Origin of the sequence: Marinobacter metalliresistant, assembly GCF_038098645.1 — a bacterium.
GTDB lineage: Bacteria > Pseudomonadota > Gammaproteobacteria > Pseudomonadales > Oleiphilaceae > Marinobacter > Marinobacter metalliresistant.
In genome coordinates this window covers 931,704-954,431 of sequence record NZ_CP101118.1, presented here as the reverse complement: position 1 = coordinate 954,431, position 22,728 = coordinate 931,704, and the positions used below count along the sequence as shown (strand labels likewise).

Annotated in this window: 20 protein-coding genes; 11 read left to right on the top strand and 9 right to left on the bottom strand. The window is 58.1% G+C overall.

Translation table 11 applies throughout. The features are described 5' to 3' along the window. Nucleotides 1–14: 14 nt before the first annotated feature. From NLK58_RS04445 to NLK58_RS04435, 3 genes are read right to left on the bottom strand one after another with little or no spacing between them, the layout of a single operon-like run. Entirely contained in the window at nt 15–1,739 is a 1,725-nt protein-coding gene (locus NLK58_RS04445; protein WP_341582150.1) for a diguanylate cyclase domain-containing protein, read from the bottom strand. A 31-nt stretch (nt 1,740–1,770) separates the two neighbouring features. Beyond that, nucleotides 1,771–3,573 carry an alpha/beta hydrolase gene (locus NLK58_RS04440; protein ID WP_117617453.1) on the bottom strand — a complete coding sequence of 601 codons (1,803 nt, stop codon included), beginning with the start codon at nt 3,571–3,573 and terminating at the stop codon, nt 1,771–1,773. A gap of 9 nt (nt 3,574–3,582) precedes the next feature. Then, a complete protein-coding gene (locus NLK58_RS04435; RefSeq protein ID WP_117617452.1) occupies nt 3,583–3,915 on the bottom strand; it encodes a phasin family protein in 333 nt (110 codons plus the stop codon). Between the two features lie 158 nt (nt 3,916–4,073). Between NLK58_RS04435 and NLK58_RS04430 the strand changes: the two genes are divergently transcribed. From NLK58_RS04430 to NLK58_RS04385, 10 genes are all read left to right on the top strand, one after another. Beyond that, complete coding sequence (locus NLK58_RS04430; protein WP_117617451.1) at nt 4,074–4,394, top strand: TraR/DksA family transcriptional regulator; 321 nt, start codon at nt 4,074–4,076, stop codon at nt 4,392–4,394. Between the two features lie 25 nt (nt 4,395–4,419). Continuing rightward, nucleotides 4,420–5,130 carry an ABC transporter ATP-binding protein gene (locus tag NLK58_RS04425; protein ID WP_227539439.1) on the top strand — a complete coding sequence of 237 codons (711 nt, stop codon included), beginning with the start codon at nt 4,420–4,422 and terminating at the stop codon, nt 5,128–5,130. Nucleotides 5,131–5,151: 21 nt separating this feature from the next. Continuing rightward, nucleotides 5,152–7,521: an FtsX-like permease family protein gene (locus NLK58_RS04420; RefSeq protein ID WP_341582149.1), complete on the top strand. Its 2,370-nt coding sequence runs from the start codon at nt 5,152–5,154 to the stop codon at nt 7,519–7,521. A 32-nt stretch (nt 7,522–7,553) separates the two neighbouring features. Next, nucleotides 7,554–8,759 carry an HlyD family efflux transporter periplasmic adaptor subunit gene (locus NLK58_RS04415; RefSeq protein WP_341582148.1) on the top strand — a complete coding sequence of 402 codons (1,206 nt, stop codon included), beginning with the start codon at nt 7,554–7,556 and terminating at the stop codon, nt 8,757–8,759. Between the two features lie 57 nt (nt 8,760–8,816). Then, entirely contained in the window at nt 8,817–9,422 is a 606-nt protein-coding gene (locus tag NLK58_RS04410) for a DUF2238 domain-containing protein (protein WP_341582147.1), read from the top strand. 49 nt (nt 9,423–9,471) lie between these two features. Beyond that, nucleotides 9,472–10,941 (top strand): DASS family sodium-coupled anion symporter, encoded by a 1,470-nt coding sequence (locus NLK58_RS04405; protein WP_341582146.1) that lies wholly within the window; start codon nt 9,472–9,474, stop codon nt 10,939–10,941. A gap of 271 nt (nt 10,942–11,212) precedes the next feature. Further along, nucleotides 11,213–12,013, top strand: a complete 801-nt coding sequence (locus NLK58_RS04400; RefSeq protein ID WP_117617446.1) for a C39 family peptidase — start codon at nt 11,213–11,215, stop codon at nt 12,011–12,013. Nucleotides 12,014–12,066: 53 nt separating this feature from the next. Beyond that, nucleotides 12,067–13,077 carry a transporter gene (locus NLK58_RS04395; RefSeq protein ID WP_117617445.1) on the top strand — a complete coding sequence of 337 codons (1,011 nt, stop codon included), beginning with the start codon at nt 12,067–12,069 and terminating at the stop codon, nt 13,075–13,077. Nucleotides 13,078–13,115: 38 nt separating this feature from the next. Continuing rightward, entirely contained in the window at nt 13,116–14,741 is a 1,626-nt protein-coding gene (locus NLK58_RS04390; protein WP_341582145.1) for an outer membrane protein transport protein, read from the top strand. Between the two features lie 33 nt (nt 14,742–14,774). Next, nucleotides 14,775–15,824 carry a MalM family protein gene (locus NLK58_RS04385; protein ID WP_341582767.1) on the top strand — a complete coding sequence of 350 codons (1,050 nt, stop codon included), beginning with the start codon at nt 14,775–14,777 and terminating at the stop codon, nt 15,822–15,824. 31 nt (nt 15,825–15,855) lie between these two features. Here NLK58_RS04385 and NLK58_RS04380 read toward each other — a convergent pair whose 3' ends face one another. Together NLK58_RS04380 and NLK58_RS04375 are read right to left on the bottom strand one after the other, a co-directional pair. Continuing rightward, the gene (locus NLK58_RS04380) at nt 15,856–16,887 is read right to left on the bottom strand and encodes a polysaccharide deacetylase family protein (RefSeq protein WP_117617444.1); all 1,032 of its coding nucleotides are present in this window, start codon (nt 16,885–16,887) and stop codon (nt 15,856–15,858) included. Nucleotides 16,888–16,937: 50 nt separating this feature from the next. Continuing rightward, complete coding sequence (locus NLK58_RS04375) at nt 16,938–17,582, bottom strand: DNA-J related domain-containing protein (RefSeq protein ID WP_227539438.1); 645 nt, start codon at nt 17,580–17,582, stop codon at nt 16,938–16,940. A 230-nt stretch (nt 17,583–17,812) separates the two neighbouring features. Between NLK58_RS04375 and ttcA the strand changes: the two genes are divergently transcribed. Then, nucleotides 17,813–18,727 carry a tRNA 2-thiocytidine(32) synthetase TtcA gene (gene ttcA, locus NLK58_RS04370; RefSeq protein ID WP_117620269.1) on the top strand — a complete coding sequence of 305 codons (915 nt, stop codon included), beginning with the start codon at nt 17,813–17,815 and terminating at the stop codon, nt 18,725–18,727. A gap of 13 nt (nt 18,728–18,740) precedes the next feature. Here ttcA and NLK58_RS04365 read toward each other — a convergent pair whose 3' ends face one another. From NLK58_RS04365 to NLK58_RS04350, 4 genes are read right to left on the bottom strand one after another with little or no spacing between them, the layout of a single operon-like run. Beyond that, complete coding sequence (locus NLK58_RS04365; protein ID WP_117617442.1) at nt 18,741–19,430, bottom strand: sulfite exporter TauE/SafE family protein; 690 nt, start codon at nt 19,428–19,430, stop codon at nt 18,741–18,743. Next, the gene (ccoS, locus tag NLK58_RS04360) at nt 19,427–19,684 is read right to left on the bottom strand and encodes a cbb3-type cytochrome oxidase assembly protein CcoS (protein WP_117617441.1); all 258 of its coding nucleotides are present in this window, start codon (nt 19,682–19,684) and stop codon (nt 19,427–19,429) included. The genes NLK58_RS04365 and ccoS overlap by 4 nt, the downstream gene beginning before the upstream one ends. A 38-nt stretch (nt 19,685–19,722) precedes the next feature. Further along, nucleotides 19,723–22,170 carry a heavy metal translocating P-type ATPase gene (locus NLK58_RS04355; protein WP_341582144.1) on the bottom strand — a complete coding sequence of 816 codons (2,448 nt, stop codon included), beginning with the start codon at nt 22,168–22,170 and terminating at the stop codon, nt 19,723–19,725. Beyond that, nucleotides 22,167–22,682, bottom strand: a complete 516-nt coding sequence (locus NLK58_RS04350) for a FixH family protein (RefSeq protein ID WP_341582143.1) — start codon at nt 22,680–22,682, stop codon at nt 22,167–22,169. Before NLK58_RS04350 ends, NLK58_RS04355 begins: the two co-directional genes overlap by 4 nt. Nucleotides 22,683–22,728 lie beyond the last annotated feature (46 nt).

Genomic DNA, 22,728 nt, shown 5'->3' with positions numbered 1-22,728 from the left:
ATTCCGGGGCGAGATCAGGCGTCTTCAGCAACCGCAGGGTTGAATAACCGGAACAGGTTCCGTCCGTCCTGCTTGGCCCGATACATGGCGATGTCGGCACCTTGCAGCAATTCGGAGGCGGTAATGCCATCCCGGGGGTAAAGGCTGATGCCGATACTGGAACCCACGTTCAGGGACTCGCCGTTGATGTGGTAGGGTTCATGGTTTCTGGCGATCAATCGTTCTGCCACCCGATAGACATCGTCAAGATGTTCCAGATCGGACAACAGGACAATGAATTCGTCCCCGCCGAGCCGGGCCAGGGTATCGTCTTCACGCAAGCAGCTCTGGACACGGCTTGTGAACTGAAGCAGTAATTCATCGCCGGCAGCGTGGCCAAGCCTGTCGTTAACGCCCTTGAAATGGTCCAGATCCATGAACATGACTGCCAGCAGGGATGAGCGGCGATGGGCATGGCGAATGGCGTGTTCAAGGCGATCCTCAAGAAGCCGGCGATTCGGAATGCCCGTTAGGGCATCGTAGTAGGCAAGTTGGCGGATCTGCTCCTCGTTCTTCCTGTTCTGGGTGATGTCCGTGAAGAGCCCGGCGTAGTGGGTGGTGTTGCCCTCTTCATCGGTGATGGCGGTGATCGTCAGCAGCTCCAGATAGAGCTCTCCGGTCTTGCGCCGGTTCCATATCTCGCCCCGCCAGTAGCCATGGGTGACCAGCGAATTCCACATCCGCTGGTAAAAATCGTCGTCGTGACGGCCCGAGGACAGGATTTGCGGTGTTTTCCCTACAACTTCGTCCTGGCTGTAACCTGTGAGTAGCGTGAACGCCGGATTGACGAACTCAATGTTTATGTCCCTGTCCGTCACCATGATGCCTTCGAAGGAAGACTCGATCACCCGCTCCGCCAGTTGCAGGGTCTGCCGGGATTTCGCAAGTGCCTGGTCCCGTTGCTCCAGTGCTTCCCGCAAATCGTCCAGGTACATCTGCTCGGCACCCGCAAGCATGTCGTTGTAGCCAATCAGGCCAGTGACCTCACCCCGGCTGTTGGTTACGGCCAGATGCCGGATCCGGTGATTGATCAGCAGGTCCCTGGCACGAATTAACGGCTCGGATTCGCTGACGGTCAGTAATGGCCGGATGGCCAGGTCGGCGGCCAGGGCATTACCGGTATTGCACGCAATCAATCGGACTATATCCCTTTCGGTGAGAATGCCCAGCCCCTCGTCATGGCAATCGACCACGACGGCACCAGCCTGATGCCGATGCATGATCGCCGCAACCTCAGCGAGGGCAACCTGCCCATCCACGACCAGCGGGGGGTGCGGGATGGCGGTACTGACCTCCCTCAGCCGCAGGTAGGGCTCAAGTCCCTGATTGAGGGCAAGGTCGGTCTGGGACAGGATGCCCAAATGTGAACCGGACTCATCGACAATAAGAAAATGCCGTTTCCCGGTATCCCGAAACCGCAGGGCGGCCTCGCCCGCATCCATATCCCCGGGCAGGGTGAGCACCGGCGAGCTCATGACTGAACTGATCGGACGTTCAAAGCTGGCCGGCTCGGAAAAGTCGATTGTCAGGGCATCACGCTCGGTCCAGATGCCGGTCACCTGACCATTTTCGGTAATCAGAATCGAGCTGACCGAGCGCTCTGCCATCTGAGCCGCTGCGTCAGCGATGGGGGTGTCCGGAGAGCAGTGCAGCAAAAAACCGCTGTGCATGATGCGTGATATTGGTAGCGGTCGCCCCATGGGCTTTCCTTTCCTTTGTTTTATTATCAGTCTAACATTTCGCCGCATCCGCCGCTTTAACTTTCACATAGCTCCCGGGAGCGTCCTCAAGTGCGGGCAGTTTGCCATCTCCCGGTACGCGGGCTGGTACTTTCTCTTCAGAGAACGTAGCAATCCACTCAAGCCAGTGTGGCCACCAGGATCCCGGATGGTGTTCGGAGCTGTCGAGCCAGTCGTCGGCGTCCGGTACCAGCGTGTCGTTGGTCCAGTAGCCATATTTTTCCTTGTAAGGCGGGTTGATCACCCCGGCGATATGGCCCGAGCCGGAGAGTATAAAGCGAACATCACCACCGTGCGCCAGCGCGCCTTTGTAGGTGGTTTTCCACTTGGCGATATGGTCTTGCCTGGCCGAGAGGAAAAAGGATGGCACATCGATCTCGGACAGGTTGATGGATTCCCCGGCCAGGGTTAGTGAATCCGGCTGCACCAGCCGGTTATTCAGATACATTTCCCGCAGATAGAAGCTGTGCATCTTCGCCGGCAGGTTGGTGCCGTCGGTGTTCCAGTAGAGCAGGTCAAAGGCGGCCGGTTTCTGTCCCTTCAGATAGTTATTGGTCCAGAACGACCAGAACAGCTCGTTTTCCCGGAGCAGGTTGAAGGTAAAGGCCATGGCGCGGCCGTCCAGATAGCCCTTGCGCTCAAGCATGCGCTCGATCCCCCGGAGGGAGTGATCGTTGATAAACACGCCGATGCCGCCCGGGTCCGAAAAATCCAGCAGGGTTGTCAGATAAGTTGCGCTCGCCACCGGGTTGCGCCGCTTTTTCTTCAGCCAGGCGAGAGTGGAGCCCAACAGGGTGCCACCGATGCAGTATCCGATGACATTCATCCGTTCTTCGCCGGTGGTCTCGGTTACCGCATCCATGGCGGCCAATGGCCCCAGTTGCATGTAGTCGTCCCAGCCCTTGTCCCGGAGCGAGGGCCCGGGGTTACGCCAGGAAATGATAAAAACGGTCTGACCCTGGTTCACCAGCCACTGGATGAAGGAGTTCCTGGTGGTCAGGTCCAGGATGTAATACTTGTTGATCCAGGGAGGCACGATCAGAAGGGGACGCTTGCTGACGGTTTCCGTTGTGGGCGAATACTGGATCAGTTGCATCAGCTCATTCTGAAAGATTACCTTGCCCGGGGTGGTTGCCAGGTTCCGGCCCACCTCAAAGGCGGAGCGATCAGTCATGCCGACATTGAACAGTGACGGGTTCTGACGCAGGTCCTCGATCAGCTGGCGGCCCCCATCGACCAGGTTCATGCCCTTGCGCTCCCAGGTAATCCTGAGCACTTCCGGATTGGTTGCCGGAAAGTTCGAGGGCGAGAGCAGGCTGGTCAGTTGCCTGCCATAGAACAGCATCTGGTCCCGCCCCGCCTCGGGCATGCCTCCGATACCTTCCACCCAGTTCAGGAACGCCCGGGAATTGATCAGGTAGGCCTGGTGCAGAACATCAAAAGGCAGATGCCGGTGCCAGTCTTCAGCCTGGAAACGCCGGTCGTCAGGCTCCGGCGCAGCCACCGGCGGCTCCCCCTTGCCCGCCAAACGCGCAAGGGTGTAATAACTCAGCGCCAGGTGTTTGCGGGCCAGATCCAGCTCCGCACCGGCAAACCTGAGCGGATGGAGCAACAGATCCTCGGCCATGGTCCGGTAGGCATCAGACATTTCAGTCAGGGTAGAGAGTTTCGCGTCGTCCATGACGCCTGCATCCCCGAGCAGCTTCTCCAGTTGCTGCTGCCCCTGCCGGACATTGGTTTCAAAGCTGTTAACCAGCTGATTGACGGTTTTGCCGAGCGTATCCAGGCCGAACATAACAATCCCTTACTTGGCGGCTTTCGGGCCGGGTTTTGTGGTTTCTTCCTGGGCCTTCTCGAACACCTTCTGAAATTGCTCCCGGCTTTCGTTGAAGTAGTCCTGCCAGGCTTTCCAGTCTGCAGTAAACTGTTCGCTGAGGGACTTGAGGGTTTCGGCCTGGTCACCGGTCAGGGATTTCAGCCCCTCCAGGTCCCGTACTTCAGAAACTTTCCTGGCCTGTTCCCTGGTGACATCAGCATAGCGGCGGAAGGCATTCATCTGCATTTCCGCAGCCTTGCTGAACTGCTCGAACAGGGTCTCGTTCAGGCGCGTGGCTTTTTCAAACAGGTCATTAGTCATTGCTACAACTCCCTTGCATACAGGTCAGTTAAATGAAGCCTTATTTTGCCTCAGTCAGTATTACGCAATTTTGACAAGTATCAACCCCGGGTTCAGCTTATGCTTTACTGTAGACGTTTGTATATCCCGGATTATCCGCACGGGGCAGGAGGCGTAATATGAGTGACCGCAAATCGGAACTGGAAACACTGCGAGCAGACCTGAAGGCCAGGCTTTCCCGTTATGAAGCCCATCAGCATCGCGAGGGCGGCGCGCTGGACAAGGACTTCGAAGAGCAGGCAGCCCAGACCCAGAATGACGAAGTGGTTGATTCCCTCGAAACAGAAACCCGCGCCGAACTGGTACAGATAGAGCGAGCGCTTGAGCGTATCGAGAGCGGCGTTGGCGATGAGTGCGAATCCTGTGGCGAGGCCATTGACCCCCGTCGTTTGCAGGTGCTGCCCTACACCACCGTATGTGTCGACTGCGCTGAAGACTGATCTCATGGAACCAGGGACGGGCACCATGACAGAGCCACCGGTATTTCACACCCGGGGGCTGACCAAGACCTACGGTCAGGGTGAGGTCCAGGTTTACGCACTCCGGGGGGTGGACCTGGATTTTTACCCTGGTGAACTTGTCGTGATGCTGGGCGCCTCAGGTTCGGGAAAATCGACCCTTCTGAACATCCTCGGCGGACTGGATGTGCCGACCTCCGGTGAGGTTTGCTACCGGGATATTGACCTTAGTGCGGCGGGGGATCGTGAACTGACCCGCTACCGCCGGGAGCACGTTGGCTTCGTGTTCCAGTTTTACAACCTGATTCCAAGCCTGACCGCGCGGGAAAATGTAGCGGCAGTTACCGAAATTGCGTCCAATCCCATGTTGCCCGAAGAAGCTCTCGAACTGGTTGGACTAAAGGCGCGCATCGACCATTTTCCAGCACAGCTTTCCGGTGGCGAGCAACAGCGCGTTGCCATTGCCCGGGCCATCGCCAAACGACCAGAAGTGCTGCTTTGCGATGAACCGACAGGAGCCCTTGATTCGGCCACCGGCGTGTTGGTTCTCGAAGCCCTGGAAAAGGCGAACCGGGAAACCGGCACTACGACGGTTATCATTACCCACAACGCTTCCATAGCCGGCATGGCGGATCGTGTGATCACGCTTTCCGACGGCAATATCAGCGGCGAACGCCGTAACGATCAGCGCCAGGATCCCCGGACTCTGTCCTGGTAACAGGGCGAAAAAGTGAACGCGATGGCCAGCAATGCACTGAACACCAAACTTTGCCGGGAGCTCTGGCAGATGCGGGGCCAGGTGCTCGCCATTGCCCTCGTGATCGCCGGCGGCGTGGCCGTGTGTGTCATGTCCCTGGTGAATTACTCCTCCCTGGTGGCAACCCGGGCCCAGTATTACGAGCAGCACCAGTTCGCAGAGGTGTTTTCCGCCCTGAAACGGGCGCCCCGCCATATCCTTCAAGAGATTGAAAAACTGCCAGGTGTCGCACGTTACGAAGGCCGCGTGGAGGGCGGCGCCAAACTGGAGATGCCCGGCTTCGCGGATCCGGTCTCGGCCCGGCTGGTGTCGATCCCCCCGGATGGCCAGCCGGACATCAATCGTCTCTTCATCCGGGAGGGGCGGCTTCCAGCCCCCGGCCGAAACCAGGAAGTCGCGGTCATCGGGAGCTTTGCCGAGGCACACGAGTTGTCACTGGGTGACAGGTTCGAGGCCATCATTAATGGTCGGCGGCAGGCTCTTATTCTGACCGGCATTGTTGAATCGCCGGAATTCATTTACGTGATTCCGCCTGGCGCAATGCTACCGGATTACCAGCGGTACGGTGTGCTCTGGATGAGCAGAGAGGCTCTGGAAGCCGCCATGGATATGGGGGGCGCGTTTAACAGCCTGGTGGTTACGCTCAGGCCGGGCTATTCGGTTGCCTCTGTGGCGGATGCTCTTGATCGGTTACTGGCTCGCTACGGTGCGACCGGAGCCTATGGCCGGGATGACCAGTTTTCGCACCGTTTCCTGAGTGATGAGCTGAACCAGCTGAAAACCATGGCCACGGTTTTTCCCCTGATTTTTATGGGGGTGGCCATGTTTCTCCTGAATGTGGTCATCAGCCGGCTGATCAGTACCCAGCGGGACATTATCGCGGTGCTCAAGGCCTTTGGTTACGGCAACCGCCAGATCGCCTGGCACTACAGCAAACTGGTGATTGTGATCGCGGTTATCGGATTGTTGCTCGGGCTTGCCCTGGGATTATGGCTGGGGCGGGCGCTGGGGGAGCTTTATATGGATTTCTACCGGTTCCCCGGCCTGCTGTTCCGTATCAATCCGCTTTGGCTGGTGTTACTGGCCATACTGACCACTGTAGTCGCGTGGCTCGGTGCCTGGAGGGCCATCAGGCAGGCGGCGGCCCTGCCGCCTGCTGAGGCCATGAGGCCGGAGGGGCCTGCCAGATACCGGGTTACCGGGGTGGAAAAGCTGCTCTCGGGAATCCGTTTTTCCCAGCCATCGCGAATGATCGTGCGCCAACTTTCCCGCCGCCCTGCACGGACACTGCTGTCCATGAGTGGAGTTGCCATGGCCTCGGCCATTGTCATGGTTGGTAATTTCCAGTTTGATTCGGTGTCATTGATGGTGCATACCCAGTTTGCACGGGTTCAACAACAGGATCTGGCCACCACGTTCATTGATCCGGTGAACAGTTCGGCTCTGTACGGAATACAACGCCAACCGGGGATCCGTTACGTTGAGGGCCGGCGCACGGTACCCGCACGCCTGAAATTCGGGCATCGGGAATGGCGCAGTGCTGTGACCGGGATACCCGCCGACGCGCGGCTGCAGTATGTTGTCGACAGCGACCTGGAGCGCGTAAGCCTTCCGGGCGAGGGACTTCTGCTGACGGATTACCTGGCCCGGGAACTGGGGGCGAAACCCGGCGATACCCTTCAGCTGGAGCTGCTTGAAGGCGACCGGAGAACGGTACTGGTGCCTGTAGCAGGGGTTACCAGTGAGTTTCTCGGCGTGGGCGCCTACATGAACCTCGATGCCCTGAACCGGGCCTTGGGCGATGGGCCCCTGATCAATCAGGCCATGATAAATCTGGATCCCACCAAAGCGGCGGAAGTCTACGACAGCCTTCGGGAAACCCCCGGAGTTCTTGGCCTGAGTATTCGTCAGGCCATGCTGGACAGCTTCTACGATACCCTGGCCCGGACCTTCCTGACGTTCACCTTTTTCAACAGTCTGATGGGCGGCATCATCGCCTTCGGTGTTGTTTATAACACGATCCGCATATCCCTCGCCGAGAAGGGTCGGGAGCTGGCAAGCCTCAGAGTACTCGGGTACACCCACAATGAAGTTGCGCATATATTGTTGGGTGAGGTGGCGCTGTTGCTGCTGCTTGGCGTGCCACTCGGGTGGTTAATCGGGCAGGGCCTGGCGCTGTTGATTGTCACGGCCATGCAAACGGAGCTCTATCGGGTGCCGCTGACCATAACTTCCCAGACCCTGGGTATTTCGGCGTTAGTCGTGGTGGTATCTGCGATTGCTTCAGGGGTTATTGCGTGGTGGCGCCTGAAGGCGCTGGACCTGGTGGCCGTGCTGAAAACACGGGAATAGTTGCTGCAGGAAACAAGGAGTGAATTGACGCTATGGCAGCAAAACGGTTTGCAGGAAAATGGCTGTTCTGGGGCGCGTTCGTGTTGTTGGCCATCGCAGCAGTCGTGTTCACCGTTCGCCCTGATCCGGTGTGGGTGGATCTGGCAACGGTGAGCCGCGGGCCAATGGAAATAACCATCAGGGAAGAGGGTAGAACCCGGGTTCGGGACCGGTATGTGGTTTCATCCCCGGTGGCTGGCTTCCTCCATCGGGTGCTTCTGGAGGTGGGCGATCCGGTTATCCCCGGAGAACTGCTCACCGAGGTCGACCCTATGCCCGCCAGCACCCTGGATGCCCGTAGCCGTGCGGAGGCGGAAGCCAAGGTTCAGTCGGCCCGGTCAGCGCTGAACTCCACTCGCCAGAAGGCCACGGCTGCCGAGGCGGAAGCGGATCTGGCGATGCGGGAGCTGGCCCGCCTGCAGGCGCTCCGTGGTGATCATTTTGTCTCCGAAGAGCGTTTGCAGCAGGCCAAGGCCGCTTCGGACAGGGCTCAGGCTATCCTGCGCTCAGCCCGTTTTGATGAAGAAGTCATGGCACACGAACTGGCAGCCGCCAGAACCCGCCTTGAAGTCTCTGCAGCCAGGGCTTCAGGTAATGGCGCCGTGGAACGGGTTCCGGTTCGGTCCCCGGTCAATGGTTCGGTGCTGGGCATTATACGGAAAAGTGAGGGCGTAATTCATGCCGGCGAGGCTATCCTGGAGCTGGGTGATCCGGGGGCGCTTGAGGTAGTTATCGACGTCCTGAGCTTCGACGCTGTCAAGCTCAGCCCCGGAGTGACTGTGCGTCTCACAGGGTGGGGTGGTGGCACTCTGGATGCGGTAGTCAGGCGGGTTGAACCTGTCGGATTCGAGGATGTCTCCGCGCTTGGCGTGGAAGAAAGGCGGGTACAGGTGGTTGCGGATATCACCAGTCCGCTGGAAGCCTGGGAGACACTTGGCGATGGCTATCGGGTGGATGCGGAATTCGTGCTCTGGGCCTCTGCCGATGAGCTTCAGATCCCCGAGTCCGCCATTTTTCGCAGGGATGGCCAGAGCCTTGTATTCCGGGTGGTGGGCGAACGGGGGGAGCTCACAACCGTTTCAACAGGCCGCACCAATGGGTTCTACACGGTCATTCTGGACGGCCTGAGCGAAGGCGATCTTGTGGTCCGCCATCCGGGTCGCCAGTTGGAAGATGGCAGTCGGGTGAGAGTCCGATAGTGTCGGCCTTTTCTTCAGCGCCGACCCGGCCGATAATCACAATACTGGAGTGAGAGAATGATCAATCGACTTGCACCTGTGGCCTGGGTAGTTGTATTCCTGGCTGTGTTTTTCTGGTCTGCCATCGAGCCGAAGGACCGGGCAACCTGGGTGCTGGAGGTGTTGCCGGCAGCAGTCGGTTTTGGCTTGGTTATCTGGTGCTTTTTCCGGTATCCGCTCACGCCGCTGGTGTACCAGCTGATACTGGTGCACGCCATCATTCTGATGGTTGGCGGCCACTATACCTATGCTGAAGTTCCGGTATTTGACTGGTTCCGGGACTGGTTTGGCTGGGAGCGCAACAACTACGATAAACTGGGGCACCTGGCCCAGGGCTTTGTGCCTGCGATCATTGCCCGGGAACTGGTGATACGGTTCGGTGTTTTTGCCCGCCGTGGGTGGCGATCGTTTTTTATCGTCTGTTTCGCTCTGGCCGTGAGTGCCTTCTATGAGCTGATTGAATGGTGGGTCGCCCTGCTGAGTGGCGAAGGGGCGGAAGCCTTCCTTGGAACCCAGGGCTATGTGTGGGATACCCAGTCGGATATGGCCTGGGCGTTGTCCGGTGCTATTCTTGCCCTGATTCTGCTGGGCCGTGTTCATGACCGTCAATTGCAGGGCCTGTAAAGTTGTGATCGTCATTAATTTCACATTCCGGAAAATGGAATAGAGCGGCATGTCTGAACAACAACCGGCTCAGAGCACATTGGATGGACTTCCACGCAGCCAGGTCGCCGGCCTGATCCTTGGCGCCGCATTTCTGCTGGCAACAATGATTTTCCCACCCCCGGAAACCATGAGCGCAGAAGCCTGGGCAGCCCTGGGTCTGATGCTGTTGATGGCCACCTGGTGGTCAACGGAAGCCATTCCGATTCCGGTCACCGCCTTGCTGCCCATCGTTCTGGTGCCGGCGCTCGGGCTCGGGAACGTTGGCCAGGCCACGTCGCCTTACGCCCATCCGATTATTTTCCTGTTCCTGGGCGGCTTCACACTCGGGCTTGCCATGCAGCGCTGGAACCTGCACCGCCGGATTGCCCTGATGACCCTGAAGGCCGTTGGCAGTGAGCCGCGTCGGCAGATCGGCGGTTTTATGCTGGCCACCGCTTTTTTGAGCATGTGGGTAAGCAATACCGCAACGGCCATCATGATGCTGCCCATTGGCCTGTCGGTGGTGGGCATGTTGGACAGCGGTAATCCCAAGGGGGTTCGCCGCTATGCCACCGCGCTTTTGCTGGCCATTGCCTATTCCGCCAGTATCGGCGGCATCGCAACATTGATCGGTACACCGCCCAATGCTCTGCTGGCGGCGTATCTGAGTGAAAACCAGGGCATCTCGGTCGGCTTTGCCCAATGGATGCTACTTGGGGTTCCGGTCACGATCGTTATGTTGGCCCTGGCCTGGTGGTGGCTGACCCGTCGGGACTTTGACCTGGGCAATTCCAGTGATGGCGGCAGCGCAATACGGGAGGAGCTTGATGCTTTGGGGCCGCTTGGCAAGGGTGAAAAACTGGTTGCCGCAGTATTTCTGATCACTGCCAGTGCCTGGATTTTCCGGCCGCTGTTATCTGGCAGCCTGATGCCATGGTTAAGCGATACCGGTATTGCCATCGCCGCCGCTATTGCCATGTTTGTTATTCCGGTAAATACCAGCAAACGGGAGTTCCTGCTGGACTGGGAAACGGCCAGGGGTATCCCCTGGGGGGTTCTGTTGCTGTTCGGTGGTGGCCTGGCAATGGCCGGCGTGATCAGCAGCTCCGGGCTGGCGGAATGGATCGCGCAAAGTCTCGGGGTGGCGGGCACCCTGCCAACACTTGTGATGATCGTGATGGTGACAGGTGTGATTATTTTTCTCACTGAAGTCACCAGCAATACTGCAACGGCCGCCGCCTTTCTGCCCCTGCTGGGTGCACTGGCCATGAGCCAGGGAGTATCACCACTGCTGCTGACGGTCCCGGCAGCTATCGCAGCCAGTTGTGCCTTCATGATGCCGGTGGCGACGCCACCCAATGCGATTGTGTTTTCCAGTGGCCACATGCAGATCAGCGACATGATCCGGGCGGGCTTTGCCCTGAACCTGATGGGGATTGTGGTGGTGACCCTGCTGAGTTACCTGCTTCTGGGGCTGGTTTTCACCTACTCTCCCTGAACCCCACCGCTGACAATCAGGCGCTGGCCTCCGGGCCCCAGGTACAGTGGCTGGTCATTGTCGAGTCCGTTTTCGTGTTATCCCGTCAAACTCCGGGGTCCTCCCGGTCGTTGCCATGAACCAGTTCTCAAATCCCTTCTGGAAAGCCCCCTCTGCAGCGACAGATTTGAGGCACAGTTATCTTTAAGGGGACAGGCTTTTCGGTATCTTACCGTAACAACATGTAACCCAATAAATACCGTGGCCAATAAAAACAGGGACTTCGTCTGACATGCTGCTGGTGCTCGCCGGATCCATTCTTACCTTTGCCATGGCGCAGGAAGCAACTGTGGTGGAGCCCTTTGAAAGAGGGGCTGTTGTCATTGAACAGGATGTGGATTCCAGCCCCGTAGAGCTGCACTTCGATGTGCGGATTGAACCGCTCATTGAGCAGAAGTTCCGGAATATCGTGCGCCAGGCCTATGACTACAGTTGTGGCAGTGCCGCGCTGACCACCGTGCTGAATTTCTACCTGGGGCGAACGTTGTCGGAACGGCAGGTCATGGAGGGGCTGCTGCATTACGGAGAAAGCGAGCGAATTGTCGAACGCCGGGCGTTTTCCATGCTCGACATGAAGCGGCTGGTTACTGCTCTGGGTTATCCGTCAGGGGGGTTCCGGGCCACCATTGATGACCTCAAGGACCTGGACCACCCGGCAATCGTTCCGATTCATCATGCGGGTTTCAAACACTTCGTCGTGCTACGCGCGATCCGGGACGGGCGCGTTTACCTCGCCGACCCCTCCGTTGGCAATATCTCCTTCACGCTTGAGCAGTTCAGGGAAAAATGGGACGACAACGTGTTGTTCATAGTATTTCCGGGAGGTGACAAGCCCCTGGACAACCTGGAGCTGAAAGAGGAAGACCTTCGCTTTGTGGACGACCAGACCATGACGTTGCTGGCGCTGGAGAGGATACCGGAATTTCACGAATCCACTGAGAGGCGCATCCAGAATCTGCTGGAGCGCCAGAAAAACAATCCCGATGGCAGCGTCGAGAATACCCGGAAGCAGTTGTTTTACCGTCGTAACTAACTTGCCGGGGTTCACCGGCGTCAGGAAAATTACTAATAAGAAAGGGAGTCAGGATGAATCGTTGGTTTGCGCGAGGCGTTATCCTTGTTTCCATGGCAGGTCCGCTTTCGGGCATGACCCTGGCGGATGAAGGAAGTGTGGATCAGGCGCGGGAGGCGCTGGCCAAACAGGAGGGAGACGAGGATGCGTCACAGCAGCTGGAAGAGGTCTTCCAGGCTGCGGAGAAGAATTATTCCCTTCAGAGGAAGGGGTCTCACTACCTGAATTACTCATTCGACTATTCCTATACCGCCGACCAGCGGCTGGACCTTGCCATTACCAACGGCTCGGTGAGGAACCTTGATGTGGTGCCGTCGGCCACCCACAATTTCACCAATTCCTTTACCTACGACTACGGCCTGCTTGATAACCTGACGGTTGGTACCCGTATTCCACTGGTGGTCAAGTATGACACCCAGGATGAACTGAACGTTTACGATTTCGGTGACATCTCCTTTACCGGCCGCTGGCAGCCCTTTGCCTATGTGCCCGGCAAGATGTCGACCACCCTGTTCGGAACCCTGACGAGCAAGACCGGCGTCAGCCCCTACGAGATCGATATCAACGAACAACTCTCCACTGGCAGCGGCTATTATTCAATCGGTGGCGGCGCGAGTCTGTCCAAGGTGCTGGATCCGGTGGTGATCTTCGGTTCGGTGAGCGCCACCTATAACCTGCCTGCGGAAGACCTTCAGCAAGTCCGGGGAGCACGGCTGCTGACGAACGTGGATCCCGGATTCGGGCTGTCGGGTTCGGCCGGCTTCGCCTATTCACTGTCCTATGACATCTCCCTCAGTATTTCAGCTCAGCTCAGCTACACCGACGAGACCGTGCTGAGCTTCTCGAATGGCGATCAGGCGGTGGCTCAGGACCAGATGACCGGTTTTCTGAGCCTGTCCCTGGGTACTCGCGTCAGCGATACCACAATAGTCAACACCAGCCTTGGCATTGGCCTCACCGAGGATGCGCCGGACTTTTCCCTGGGGGTATCCCTGCCCATTAACTTCTCCGGCCTCAAAGAGTGATTGGTGTCGTTGACGAATTACGGGAAGGGAAGGATTTCATGGCACAGAAAAGCCACAACCGTCGGATTCTCGCGGCCCTGATTGCCACGACCATCTCGTGTGGTACCCAGGCCCAGCTTGCGCAGAACCTGGCCATTCATCCCAAGGCGCTGGCGCTCGGCAATGCCGTCACCGCTGACCCACCGGGCATCATGGCGATTCACTACAATCCGGCGGGTCTGACCAAGCTGGACGGTCGTCAACTGGAAGTGAATCTGATGAGCGTCTACCTGGATATCGACGCGGATTTCACGGCGCCTGAAGGCTACGAGATTTTTGGCATAGACGGGCTGGAGATTGATCCCCGGACGGGCAAGCAAAGGGACCCGGTTGCCAATACCCACAGCCATTCCAACAACGTGGCTCTGTATCTACCGGGCTATGGCATTCTGAGGGCGCCGCCGGGGCCGGCTATTGCGCCTTCGGCGGGTATCAGCATCAATCCGCCCGGGTCCAAACTGACCTTCGGGAATGCGTTTTACCTGCCGCTGGCGGCGGGTTTCTATCGGGACAAGGACGATCCGGGCCGGTATCAGCCCCAGGCCACCGCCTTGCAGAGAACGACCTATCTGTCACCAACGGTTGGTTACGAGATCAACGACCAGTGGTCGGTTGGCGCCGGTATTCATCTGTCGCAGATGGGGATCGCCGCGGATCAGTACATGCGGGCGCCCAACATGTTGCTGGGCGTGGCGGAAGTCCTTCAGGATGCCTTTAATTGTGAAAGCGGTGACGAACCGCTGCAGCCATGGCTTGCGCTGTGTGGTGGTAATGTTGGCCCCTGGGATGATATTGGCGCCCTGAGCATCAATGTGCAGGAAACGCTGTCGCCCACTTATGCGCTGGGCGTCATGTGGGAGCCGACCGACTGGTTCAGCTGGGGGGCAAGCTATACCTCCGAAGCTGAAATGAACATGAAGGGTACCTTCGAGATCCAGTATACGGATGACTGGTCCGGCTTTTGGCAAAGCGTCAACGGTTCGGTGCTGGGTGCCATTACCTCGGCCATTCTGAGTCTTCCCTCCGGTGCCCCCAAGGAGGCCGGCAATGTCAGCATGGACCTGGTTTATCCCCAGCATTTCCAGACCGGTATCAGTGTCGACGTGCACCCGAAACTGACCCTGAACACAGATATTGGCTGGACCGACTACAAGCAATGGGACGCCTTTGTCTTCCGCTTTGACCGCAACCTTGAATTCCTGAACGCGGCACGGATCCTGTCGCCGGATAACGCCACGCCGAATACCCTGAGACTGCCACTGGGGTTCAAGAGTCAGTGGAACTGGGCTTTCGGGATGGAATTTCATGCGTCGACCCGTCTGGACCTGCGGGCGGGGGTCGAAATCCGGGATTCGGTTATCCCGGATGACCAGCGGCAGGTGATGGCGCCGTTCGGGGGTGCTAACCTGTACAGCATCGGTATGGGGTATCGGTGGGACAAGAACACAGAGATTGATATGAACCTCAGCTATCTTCAGTCGGTGGAGTCGATACCCGCCAACGGCAGTTGCAACCTGAACTGTGACAATATTTCCAATATCATTTATAACCCCTACGCTGGCCTGGACGTGAAAACCTCGCTTCGGGTTGTAATGGCTGGCCTCAGTTTCCGGACCAAATTCTGAAGACGATTTCGAACCCGGGGGTAGTGATTGTCAGTGACTAACGGCTCCAGACTAAAACGGATATTACCCCTGCTGCTGGCAACGTCGCTGGCGGGTTGCCAGATCGGGGGTTCGGTCGTATCCGAGCGAGAGGGTTATTTTACCTGGGTGGATGAGCAGGGCAGGGTGAGATACTCACCCATTGCCGGCGCCACGGGTGAAGAACCGGAACAACCAACCGGGGAAGAAGGCGGTACCGATGCCGCTGCCCCGGCCCCCGCAGGAACCGGACCGAAGCCGGAGTTGCGGGAAGAAACGGAATACACCCTTGAGAATTACCCGGACGCCGGCCAGCTTGAAAAGGACGGTTACGTTCGCCCCGGCGAACGGCAACCCTACTTCACCTGGCGGGACGCCGAAGGCAATGTCAGGGTCGACTATTACCAGCCGGATACCCGCTCCGATCGCCAGAAAGGTCTGGTAGCGCCGCCTGTCCGGATTACCGAGGCCCGCGTTTATCATGCCGGTCCGGACACAGCGGACCGTGCACCGGTGCCCGGCCATGATCCGGACGCTTTTACAATCCTGGGTATTGAACCCGCCATCAGCGATTACTTCTCCCGCTTCTCTGAGGCCTGTTGTGAATCGATGGACATTCGTCATCGTGAAAGCTGGCAGTCGGGCCGGGAGTTCGGAATTGCCCTAACGGAAAGCTCGCAGGTACATCCATTTCTGACGGGTCCGAGCCCCTATCAGGTGGTTGAACTTCCCGGGCCGGACAGAATTGACAGTTTTGTCATGCGGCTGCGTTCCTACGCCAGAAACGGGGTGCTGGTGCCATCGCTGGTGTTTCTTGATGACCAGATGAAGCCGCTCAGGCTGGTGACGGATCTGGTGATGGATTTTGAGCCTGAGAACTGGCGCCGTCGCGGCTATCTGGAGGCATGGATACCCGCGTTTCCGGCCCGGGGGGAGCGATGGATGGTCGTGTTCACGCGTGCGGAGGACCTGAGCGGCCAGACCGTTATTGAAACACCGTCCGGCCCCCGGAAAATCCCACATGTCAGCGAGGGCGAAATCGGACTGATGCAACTGGAGGATTGACGTCGCTGTCCTCTCAGTTCTCTCAGTTCTCTCAGTCCTCGGGTTTGCTCAGGTCCAGCCACTGTTGCGACAGCCAGTAGTAGCTGCCATCACCGGCAGGGTGGGTACAGTTGTAGCGAAAACGCCGGCTGTTGAAGCTGTCCGGGGCCTGCACTCTCACGTTGCCGTCAATCACCTCGAAACCGATCCGCCCCTTGCCTGAGGCAAAGCAGGTCAGCTGGTTGGCATCAATGGGGGAAATCAGCGGAAAAGTCAGTGTCGGTGGGTTGTCGGAGATCACGCCATCGGGCAGGTCTCCGGCACTTACAGGAAAGGCCTTACTGCGAAGTTTGTCATCAAGGCTGCCCAGCTGCCCGTAGGCATTGGCCATCGGAAAACGGGGTAACCGCGTGGGGGCGGATTTTGACCCAATGGCGCCGGATTGCTGGCCGAAACCATACCAACCGCGCGCTGCAATTTCCTTTTCAAGTGCTTCGTCAAACTCACCGTAGGGATAAGCGAACAGGGGGGCATTGGTACCGAGCTCGTCGGCAAGGGTTTCCTGGGCAGAGTCGAGACTGTTCGAGACGCGGGTTTGCCATTTGCTGTCTGTCTCGCCGGGCTTTTTCGCAAGGTGGCCATGGTCGGCACTGTGGTTGGCTATGGTGATGCCTTCACGTCCGGCAAGTTCCTGTATCTGATCCCAGGTCATGTAGCCGTTGCGCCCTACGGCCTGGGTGTTCACGAATATGGTATAGGGATAGCCTTTCGACGCCAGCAAGGGCGCTGCCTCTGAATAGACGGACTCGTAGGCATCATCAAAAGTGATGGCGATGCGGTTGTCACTTTCGTCCCCGCCAGCGAGAGTTTTCCTTGTACCGTCGAGCAAATTGACGACCTCAATATCCAGATCCGAAATCATTTCGAGTTGGCCTTCGAATAGCGAGACCGATGTGGAGGTCGCCGGCGGCGTGGCATCGCTCACATGGTGGTATTGGAGCACGACGAGATCAGCCCATGCTGGAAAGGCTGTCGCCAACAGTGAAAACACGGCAAGCGGTTTAGCGAGTGCTTTGATCGGCATTGTGTCTCCTGAATTGACTGAACCGAAAACAGATCTTTTTTCAAGATCGATCAGGTGCTGTGGCGAAAATGGGCTCTGAGAACGGCGAACGCTTCATTCAGATGCTGGATAGTTTCCGTGTTGCCCCCCCGATCAGGGTGCGCCCGCATAACCGCGCGTCGAAAACGTTGCTTCACGGAGGGGAAATCCGATGGCAAGGCCTCAAAACCCAGTACCTCGGCGGCGGCTTTCGTTTCTGCCTGTGCCGGGCCCTTGCCAGGGCGACCGGCCCAGAAATCATCCATCATCTGGTGTATTGCGTCTTCCGGCAAATGGTACTGGGAAAGGTCGAGATAGAATTGGCGAAGTGTGTCGACACCATCTGGTACCCCTTTGCCACCGATGACCTTCTGGGTTTCCAGGCAGATATTCAGCGGTGAAATCCGGAGACTTTCACCCGTGTCGGACAACTGGTCACGCAGCCGGTATAATACGTGGAACAACAGAAAATGAACCGGGTAGAGCTTTTCCGGTTCGTTGAAAGTGACTTCGCCGAGAAGTTTCCACGGTGGTCTCTGGAGCGACTTGATCAGCGACAGCTCGCTCATTCCCGCAGGCGCCGTTCGAAGTTCATGCTCCACGGCGACCAGAAGATGTTGAATCTGGTGCTCAAGCAGGGCATCGGTTTCGATCGCCCGGGGGGATGAGGAACTCATGCTGGAGTAGTAATCTGTCATAAGCCCAATGGTAGGGGACTCGGGTCCCTCAGGGAAGTGTCTCCAGCCAGGATGGCCTTTCGGTTCCCTATGCGATTGTGTTCCCGTTTCCCGGTGGCTTCTTTACCCGGTTGCACCATATCCATGTTGGTAACCTGTCCCTGAATCCATGTGACGCGTATAATCCCACGTCCACTTGCCTTATGAACGGCCTTATGAACGTAGTTGGTATGCCCGAAGCAATGATCGCCAGTTCCGAACAGTCTCTCAACCCAGAGCGCGAACGCCGCCAGAAACTGGAGTTGAACAAGCTGCAGAAACGTCTGCGCCGCGAAGTCGGGCAGGCGATTGCCGATTTCTCGATGATTGAAGCCGGTGACAAAGTCATGTGTTGTCTCAGCGGCGGTAAAGACTCTTACGCCATGCTCGACATTCTGCTTAACCTGCAGAAAAGCGCGCCGGTTTCGTTTGAGCTGATTGCCGTCAATCTTGACCAGAAGCAGCCCGGGTTTCCGGAAGAGGTACTGCCCGAATACCTTGAGTCCATGGGTATCGAGTATCACATCATCAAGAAGGACACCTACAGTATTGTTAAGGAAAAAGTGCCGGAAGGAAAGACCACCTGTGGCCTGTGTTCCCGCCTACGTCGCGGAATTCTCTATAATTTCGCGGAGGAGCACGGCGTTACCAAGATTGCCCTGGGCCACCACAGGGACGATCTTCTGGAAACCCTGTTCCTGAACATGTTCTATGGCGGCAAACTCAAGTCGATGCCGCCAGTGCTCCACAGCGACGATGGCCGCAATACGGTCATCCGGCCGCTGGCGTTCAGTCGTGAGAAGGACATTGCCCGCTACGCCGCCCTCAGGGAGTTTCCGATCATCCCCTGTAACCTCTGCGGTTCCCAGGAAAACCTCCAGCGCCAGGTGATCAAGGATATGTTCCAGAGCTGGGACAAGCAGCACCCCGGGCGCCTTGAAACCATGTTCCGCGCCATGTGCAACGTTGAACCTTCACACCTGGCGGATACCAACCTGTACGATTTCCGGGAGGGCAGACGGCTGGGCGGCAAACGCCAGGCGGTGCAGACGGCGGAACCGGAAGAGGCAAGCAGCTTTGGTCGCCTGGATGTGCTGAATATCTAGGCAAAGCCGCGCATTAATGCCCGACCAGATACTGGAATGGCAGCGTCCAGACGCCGAACAGAATCAGCAGGGCGCCGGTGACTTTCCGGAATAACCGGTGTTTCTGCAAACCCCGGATCCAGCCTGCTGCATACCCTGTTGCCAGCATGGACGGCAGGGTTCCCAGCCCGAAAAACAGCATGGTCAAAGCAGCCGAACCCACCGTCGGCTGCAATGCTGCCCAGCCCAGGGTACTGTACACCAGGCCGCAGGGCAGCCAGCCCCAGAGCGCACCCAGGGCCAGTGCCTGTCCGCCGTGGTTTACCGGCAGGAAACGTCGGGTCAGGGGAGACAGTCGGCTCCAGATCGGTGCTCCGACGCGCTCGATATGCCGGATTCCCTGCCACCACTGGCCCATGGACAGACCCATGAAAATCAGCAATACGCCCGCCAGGGTCCGCAGGACCAGGCCAGCCAGCTCCCACTGACTGGCGGCGAAGGTACTGGCCAGTGCAACCAGGGTTGCGATCAGGACGTAACTGCCGATGCGACCAAAATTGAAGGCAAGCAGCATGACCGACTGCCGAAGCCGGAAGCCCCTGCCAACCGGCAGGGCCATGGAAAGTGAGGCACTGATGCCTCCGCACATTCCCAGGCAGTGAGTGCTGCCGAGCAGGCCGATCAGGAAAGCGCTTGGATAGCTGAGGTAGAGTTCCGGGCTCATCCTTGTTTCGGCTCATCCTCTCCTGATTTGGTCTTTGCGCCGGCCTCGGTTGTCTGCCCGGTGGTTTTTTTGTCCGCCGGCTTATCGGTCCGGGCTTCGTCCGGAATCATGTCCTTGTCATCATCGTAGAGTATCCGGTGGGCGGGACCTTCAAGGTCGTCATACTGGCCGTTTTTGACGGCCCATGAGAACAGTGCGATCCCCAGCGTCACCAGTATGAGCATTACCGGAACCAGGAACATTACGATTTGCACGGGTTAAACCTCGCGGAAAAGAGTATAGGGGCACGTTATCAGGCCAGCGTCCGGGCGCCAACCGGGCGATTGTCCGGATGTCCCTCGCCAGGGGCTTTGCCGAGTCTCAGGGCGTTAAGGACAACGACCAGTGAACTGAGCGACATGCCGATCGCGGCCAGCCAGGGCGGCACCATGCCAGCCGCAGCGAGTGGCAGTGCGAATACATTGTAGCCAAGGGCCCACCACAGATTCTGGCGGATAACCTTGCGGGTCTGGCGGCTGGTTTTCAGGGCTTCAACCAGCTGTAATAGTTGGCCGTTGAGCAGTACTGCATCGGCTTTCAGCTGGGTCAGGTCTGCGGCGGTGCCCATCGCAACCGAAATGCCGGCTCCGGCCATGGAGGGCAGGTCGTTCAACCCGTCCCCCACCATCATGATCTGTCGCCCCTCGGCCCTCAGCTTTTCAAGCACTGCGAGCTTATCTTCCGGGGAGGCCTGGCCGACGGCTTCATCAATCCCCAGAAGGGCGGCAATCCGATCGACATGGCCCGAGCGGTCGCCGCTCAGGAGCAGTGTGTGAATGCCTTCCTTCTGCAAAGCCCTGATGGCTGAGCGGGCATCGTCACGGGGTTGATCGTCCAGCCTGAAACAGGCCAGCCATTCCTTGTCAGACGCCAGCCAGACTTCCATACCCCTGTGCTGCCCGGTATCCGGGAAAGGCGCCCCAGTATGTTGTTCTACAAATCCCCGGTGGCCAATAAAAAGTGCGAGATCTTCCAGCTTTCCGGAAAGTCCTCCGCCAAGGTGGTTCTCCACGTGTCCGACCGCGGCGGCGGTTCGTTTATGGAAAACCCTGGCAATCGGATGTTCGGAGTATTTTTCCAGCCCGGCAGCGAGCCTGAGGCAGGTTTGTTCGTCCATGCTGCCGACAATGTCGGTTTCCACGAGGCTCAGCTCACCCCGGGTCAGGGTCCCGGTTTTATCAAATACCACGGTATCAACGGTGTTCATCGATTCCAGGGTATGCCCCCGGGTTGGCAGGAAACCAAGGCGGCGAAGCTTGACTGTTGCCGAGGTGATGGCGGTGGGTGTTGCGAGCGACAATGCGCAGGGACAGGTAACGACCAGGACTGAGAGGGTAATGTCGAAAGCATTATCGGCACCGGCCAGCCACCAACCCACCCAAACAATGGGCGCGAGGATCAACACCCGGCCAACGAACTTGCTCGCCATTCTGTCGGCCATCCTCGCTACCTGGGGTTTCTCTGACTGTACCCGGTCCAGAATCCTCAGAATGCCGGAGAGGCGGGTCTGGGAGCCGGCTTTCACCACCCGGATGTCCAGGGGGTTTTCACCGTTGACGCTGCCGGCATGGACCGGGTCCCCGGGGAACCGGGTCTCCGGCAGATACTCGCCGGTCAGGGCTGCCTCGTTGAGGGTTGACTGGCCCCGGACAATCTCGCCATCAATAGGCAGGGTTTCTCCCGGCCGCACGCGGATCGTATCGCCTGGTTTTACCTGGTGGGCGGGCACAATCTCCGAATCATCACCCGTCACCAGCGTCGCCACGGTTGGCTGGAAGCCGGCAAGAGCATTGCCTGTCAGCCCGGCGCGATAGCGGGCCTGAACCTCAACGTAGCGTCCCAGGAGCAGGAAAAAGGTGAACATGACCACAGACTCGAAGTACACCTCCTCGCCACCAAACACGGTTACCCAGGCGCTGGCGAGATAGGCAAGACCGATGGCGAGAGCAACGGGTACATCCATGGTCAGTTGCCGGCTCAGGATATCGCGCCGGGCGTTCCTGAAAAAAGGCGCGGCACTGTAGAAAACCACCGGTGTGGCGACCAGCAGACTGAACCAGCGGAAGAAGCTGACAAACTGCGGGGACAGGTCGTTAACCAGCTCAAAATACAGAGGAAACGCCAGCATCATGCTCTGGAAGGAGCCAATGCCGGCAATCGCGAGCCGGATCAGCATGGAACGGTGTTCGGCCTTGAGGGCCTGTTCAGCTTCGTCTGCCTGGTAGGGGCGGGCGGTATATCCCAGTTCGTGGATGGCAATCAGCAGGTCGCTCAGCGGCGCCTGATTCTGGGACCAAACCAGCCTTGCCCGCTGAGTGGTGTGATTGACCGAGAAGGACACTACGCCCGGCTGCTTTTTCAGGTGGTTTTCCAGTAGCCAGATGCAGGCAGCGCAGGTAATACCACCGATCAGTAACTGGGCTTCCTGGGCGCCTTTGACGGGAGCAACAAACGATGCCTGAACCAGTGGATGGTCCATTTCTCTCAGGCGGCTCACCTCTGCAGGAGTCAGCTGCTTTGGGGTAACCGCAGCCTCTGTCCGGAATTCGTAGAACCCGGTCAGACCCTCATTGTGGATGGTCTGGCAAACCGCCTTGCAGCCCTGGCAGCAAAAATGGCGGGTGGTACCATCGAGTTCAAGGGTGATGGGCGGCTCACCGTCGGCTGGCTCGCCGCAATGAAAGCAATCCAGGGTGGTCAACCTTGGGCATACTCCGCAGCTTTGACCGTGATTCCGCTTTTCGAGGGTAGCTGGGTTTCGCCCTTCAGGCGCCATTCATTGGCTGGCCCCCGAAGGTCGTAGTACCAGCGGCCTTTAATGTCTTCATGAAGCTGGCCGACGAACTTGCCCGGGGCAATCTGTTTGAACTGGACGATACGGTCCTGGCCCGACAGAGTGGGATGAAACAGGTTAAGGACGAGATACGGAAAATCCGCAGGGCCATCAGCGGTATTCAGATTGATGGTGACGTTCCGTTTGTTGAAATCAATCTGGGCTTCCATACCCAGATTGGCAGCTTTCTCGTCCCGTGCGATGGACATATTGATACCACGACCTTGCTTGGACCAGTCGTCCGTCACTAACGAATTATCCATATTCAGGGAAACCGTAATCGCGATGGCGCAATAAACGATTGACGCAGCGGGGAACATAAGCAGGAACCAGAGCCAGGGTTGACGATACCAGGGGCCTGTTTGTGTTTCAGCAGTCATATATCAATGTCCCGTTTTAAAAATTGGAATCGCCGCGAAATGAAGG

Excerpts from the sequence above, each read along its gene's own strand:
- NLK58_RS04400 (WP_117617446.1), top strand. The coding sequence starts at position 11,213 with ATGCTGCTGGTGCTCGCCGGATCCATTCTTACCTTTGCCATGGCGCAG.
- NLK58_RS04390 (WP_341582145.1), top strand. The coding sequence starts at position 13,116 with ATGGCACAGAAAAGCCACAACCGTCGGATTCTCGCGGCCCTGATTGCC.
- NLK58_RS04420 (WP_341582149.1), top strand. The coding sequence starts at position 5,152 with ATGGCCAGCAATGCACTGAACACCAAACTTTGCCGGGAGCTCTGGCAG.
- NLK58_RS04430 (WP_117617451.1), top strand. The coding sequence starts at position 4,074 with ATGAGTGACCGCAAATCGGAACTGGAAACACTGCGAGCAGACCTGAAG.
- NLK58_RS04405 (WP_341582146.1), top strand. The coding sequence starts at position 9,472 with ATGTCTGAACAACAACCGGCTCAGAGCACATTGGATGGACTTCCACGC.
- NLK58_RS04350 (WP_341582143.1), bottom strand. The coding sequence starts at position 22,682 with ATGACTGCTGAAACACAAACAGGCCCCTGGTATCGTCAACCCTGGCTC.
- NLK58_RS04380 (WP_117617444.1), bottom strand. The coding sequence starts at position 16,887 with ATGCCGATCAAAGCACTCGCTAAACCGCTTGCCGTGTTTTCACTGTTG.
- NLK58_RS04365 (WP_117617442.1), bottom strand. The coding sequence starts at position 19,430 with ATGAGCCCGGAACTCTACCTCAGCTATCCAAGCGCTTTCCTGATCGGC.
- NLK58_RS04440 (WP_117617453.1), bottom strand. The coding sequence starts at position 3,573 with ATGTTCGGCCTGGATACGCTCGGCAAAACCGTCAATCAGCTGGTTAAC.
- NLK58_RS04415 (WP_341582148.1), top strand. The coding sequence starts at position 7,554 with ATGGCAGCAAAACGGTTTGCAGGAAAATGGCTGTTCTGGGGCGCGTTC.
- NLK58_RS04395 (WP_117617445.1), top strand. The coding sequence starts at position 12,067 with ATGAATCGTTGGTTTGCGCGAGGCGTTATCCTTGTTTCCATGGCAGGT.
- NLK58_RS04410 (WP_341582147.1), top strand. The coding sequence starts at position 8,817 with ATGATCAATCGACTTGCACCTGTGGCCTGGGTAGTTGTATTCCTGGCT.
- NLK58_RS04375 (WP_227539438.1), bottom strand. The coding sequence starts at position 17,582 with ATGAGTTCCTCATCCCCCCGGGCGATCGAAACCGATGCCCTGCTTGAG.
- NLK58_RS04435 (WP_117617452.1), bottom strand. The coding sequence starts at position 3,915 with ATGACTAATGACCTGTTTGAAAAAGCCACGCGCCTGAACGAGACCCTG.
- ttcA (WP_117620269.1), top strand. The coding sequence starts at position 17,813 with ATGCCCGAAGCAATGATCGCCAGTTCCGAACAGTCTCTCAACCCAGAG.
- NLK58_RS04445 (WP_341582150.1), bottom strand. The coding sequence starts at position 1,739 with ATGGGGCGACCGCTACCAATATCACGCATCATGCACAGCGGTTTTTTG.
- NLK58_RS04425 (WP_227539439.1), top strand. The coding sequence starts at position 4,420 with ATGACAGAGCCACCGGTATTTCACACCCGGGGGCTGACCAAGACCTAC.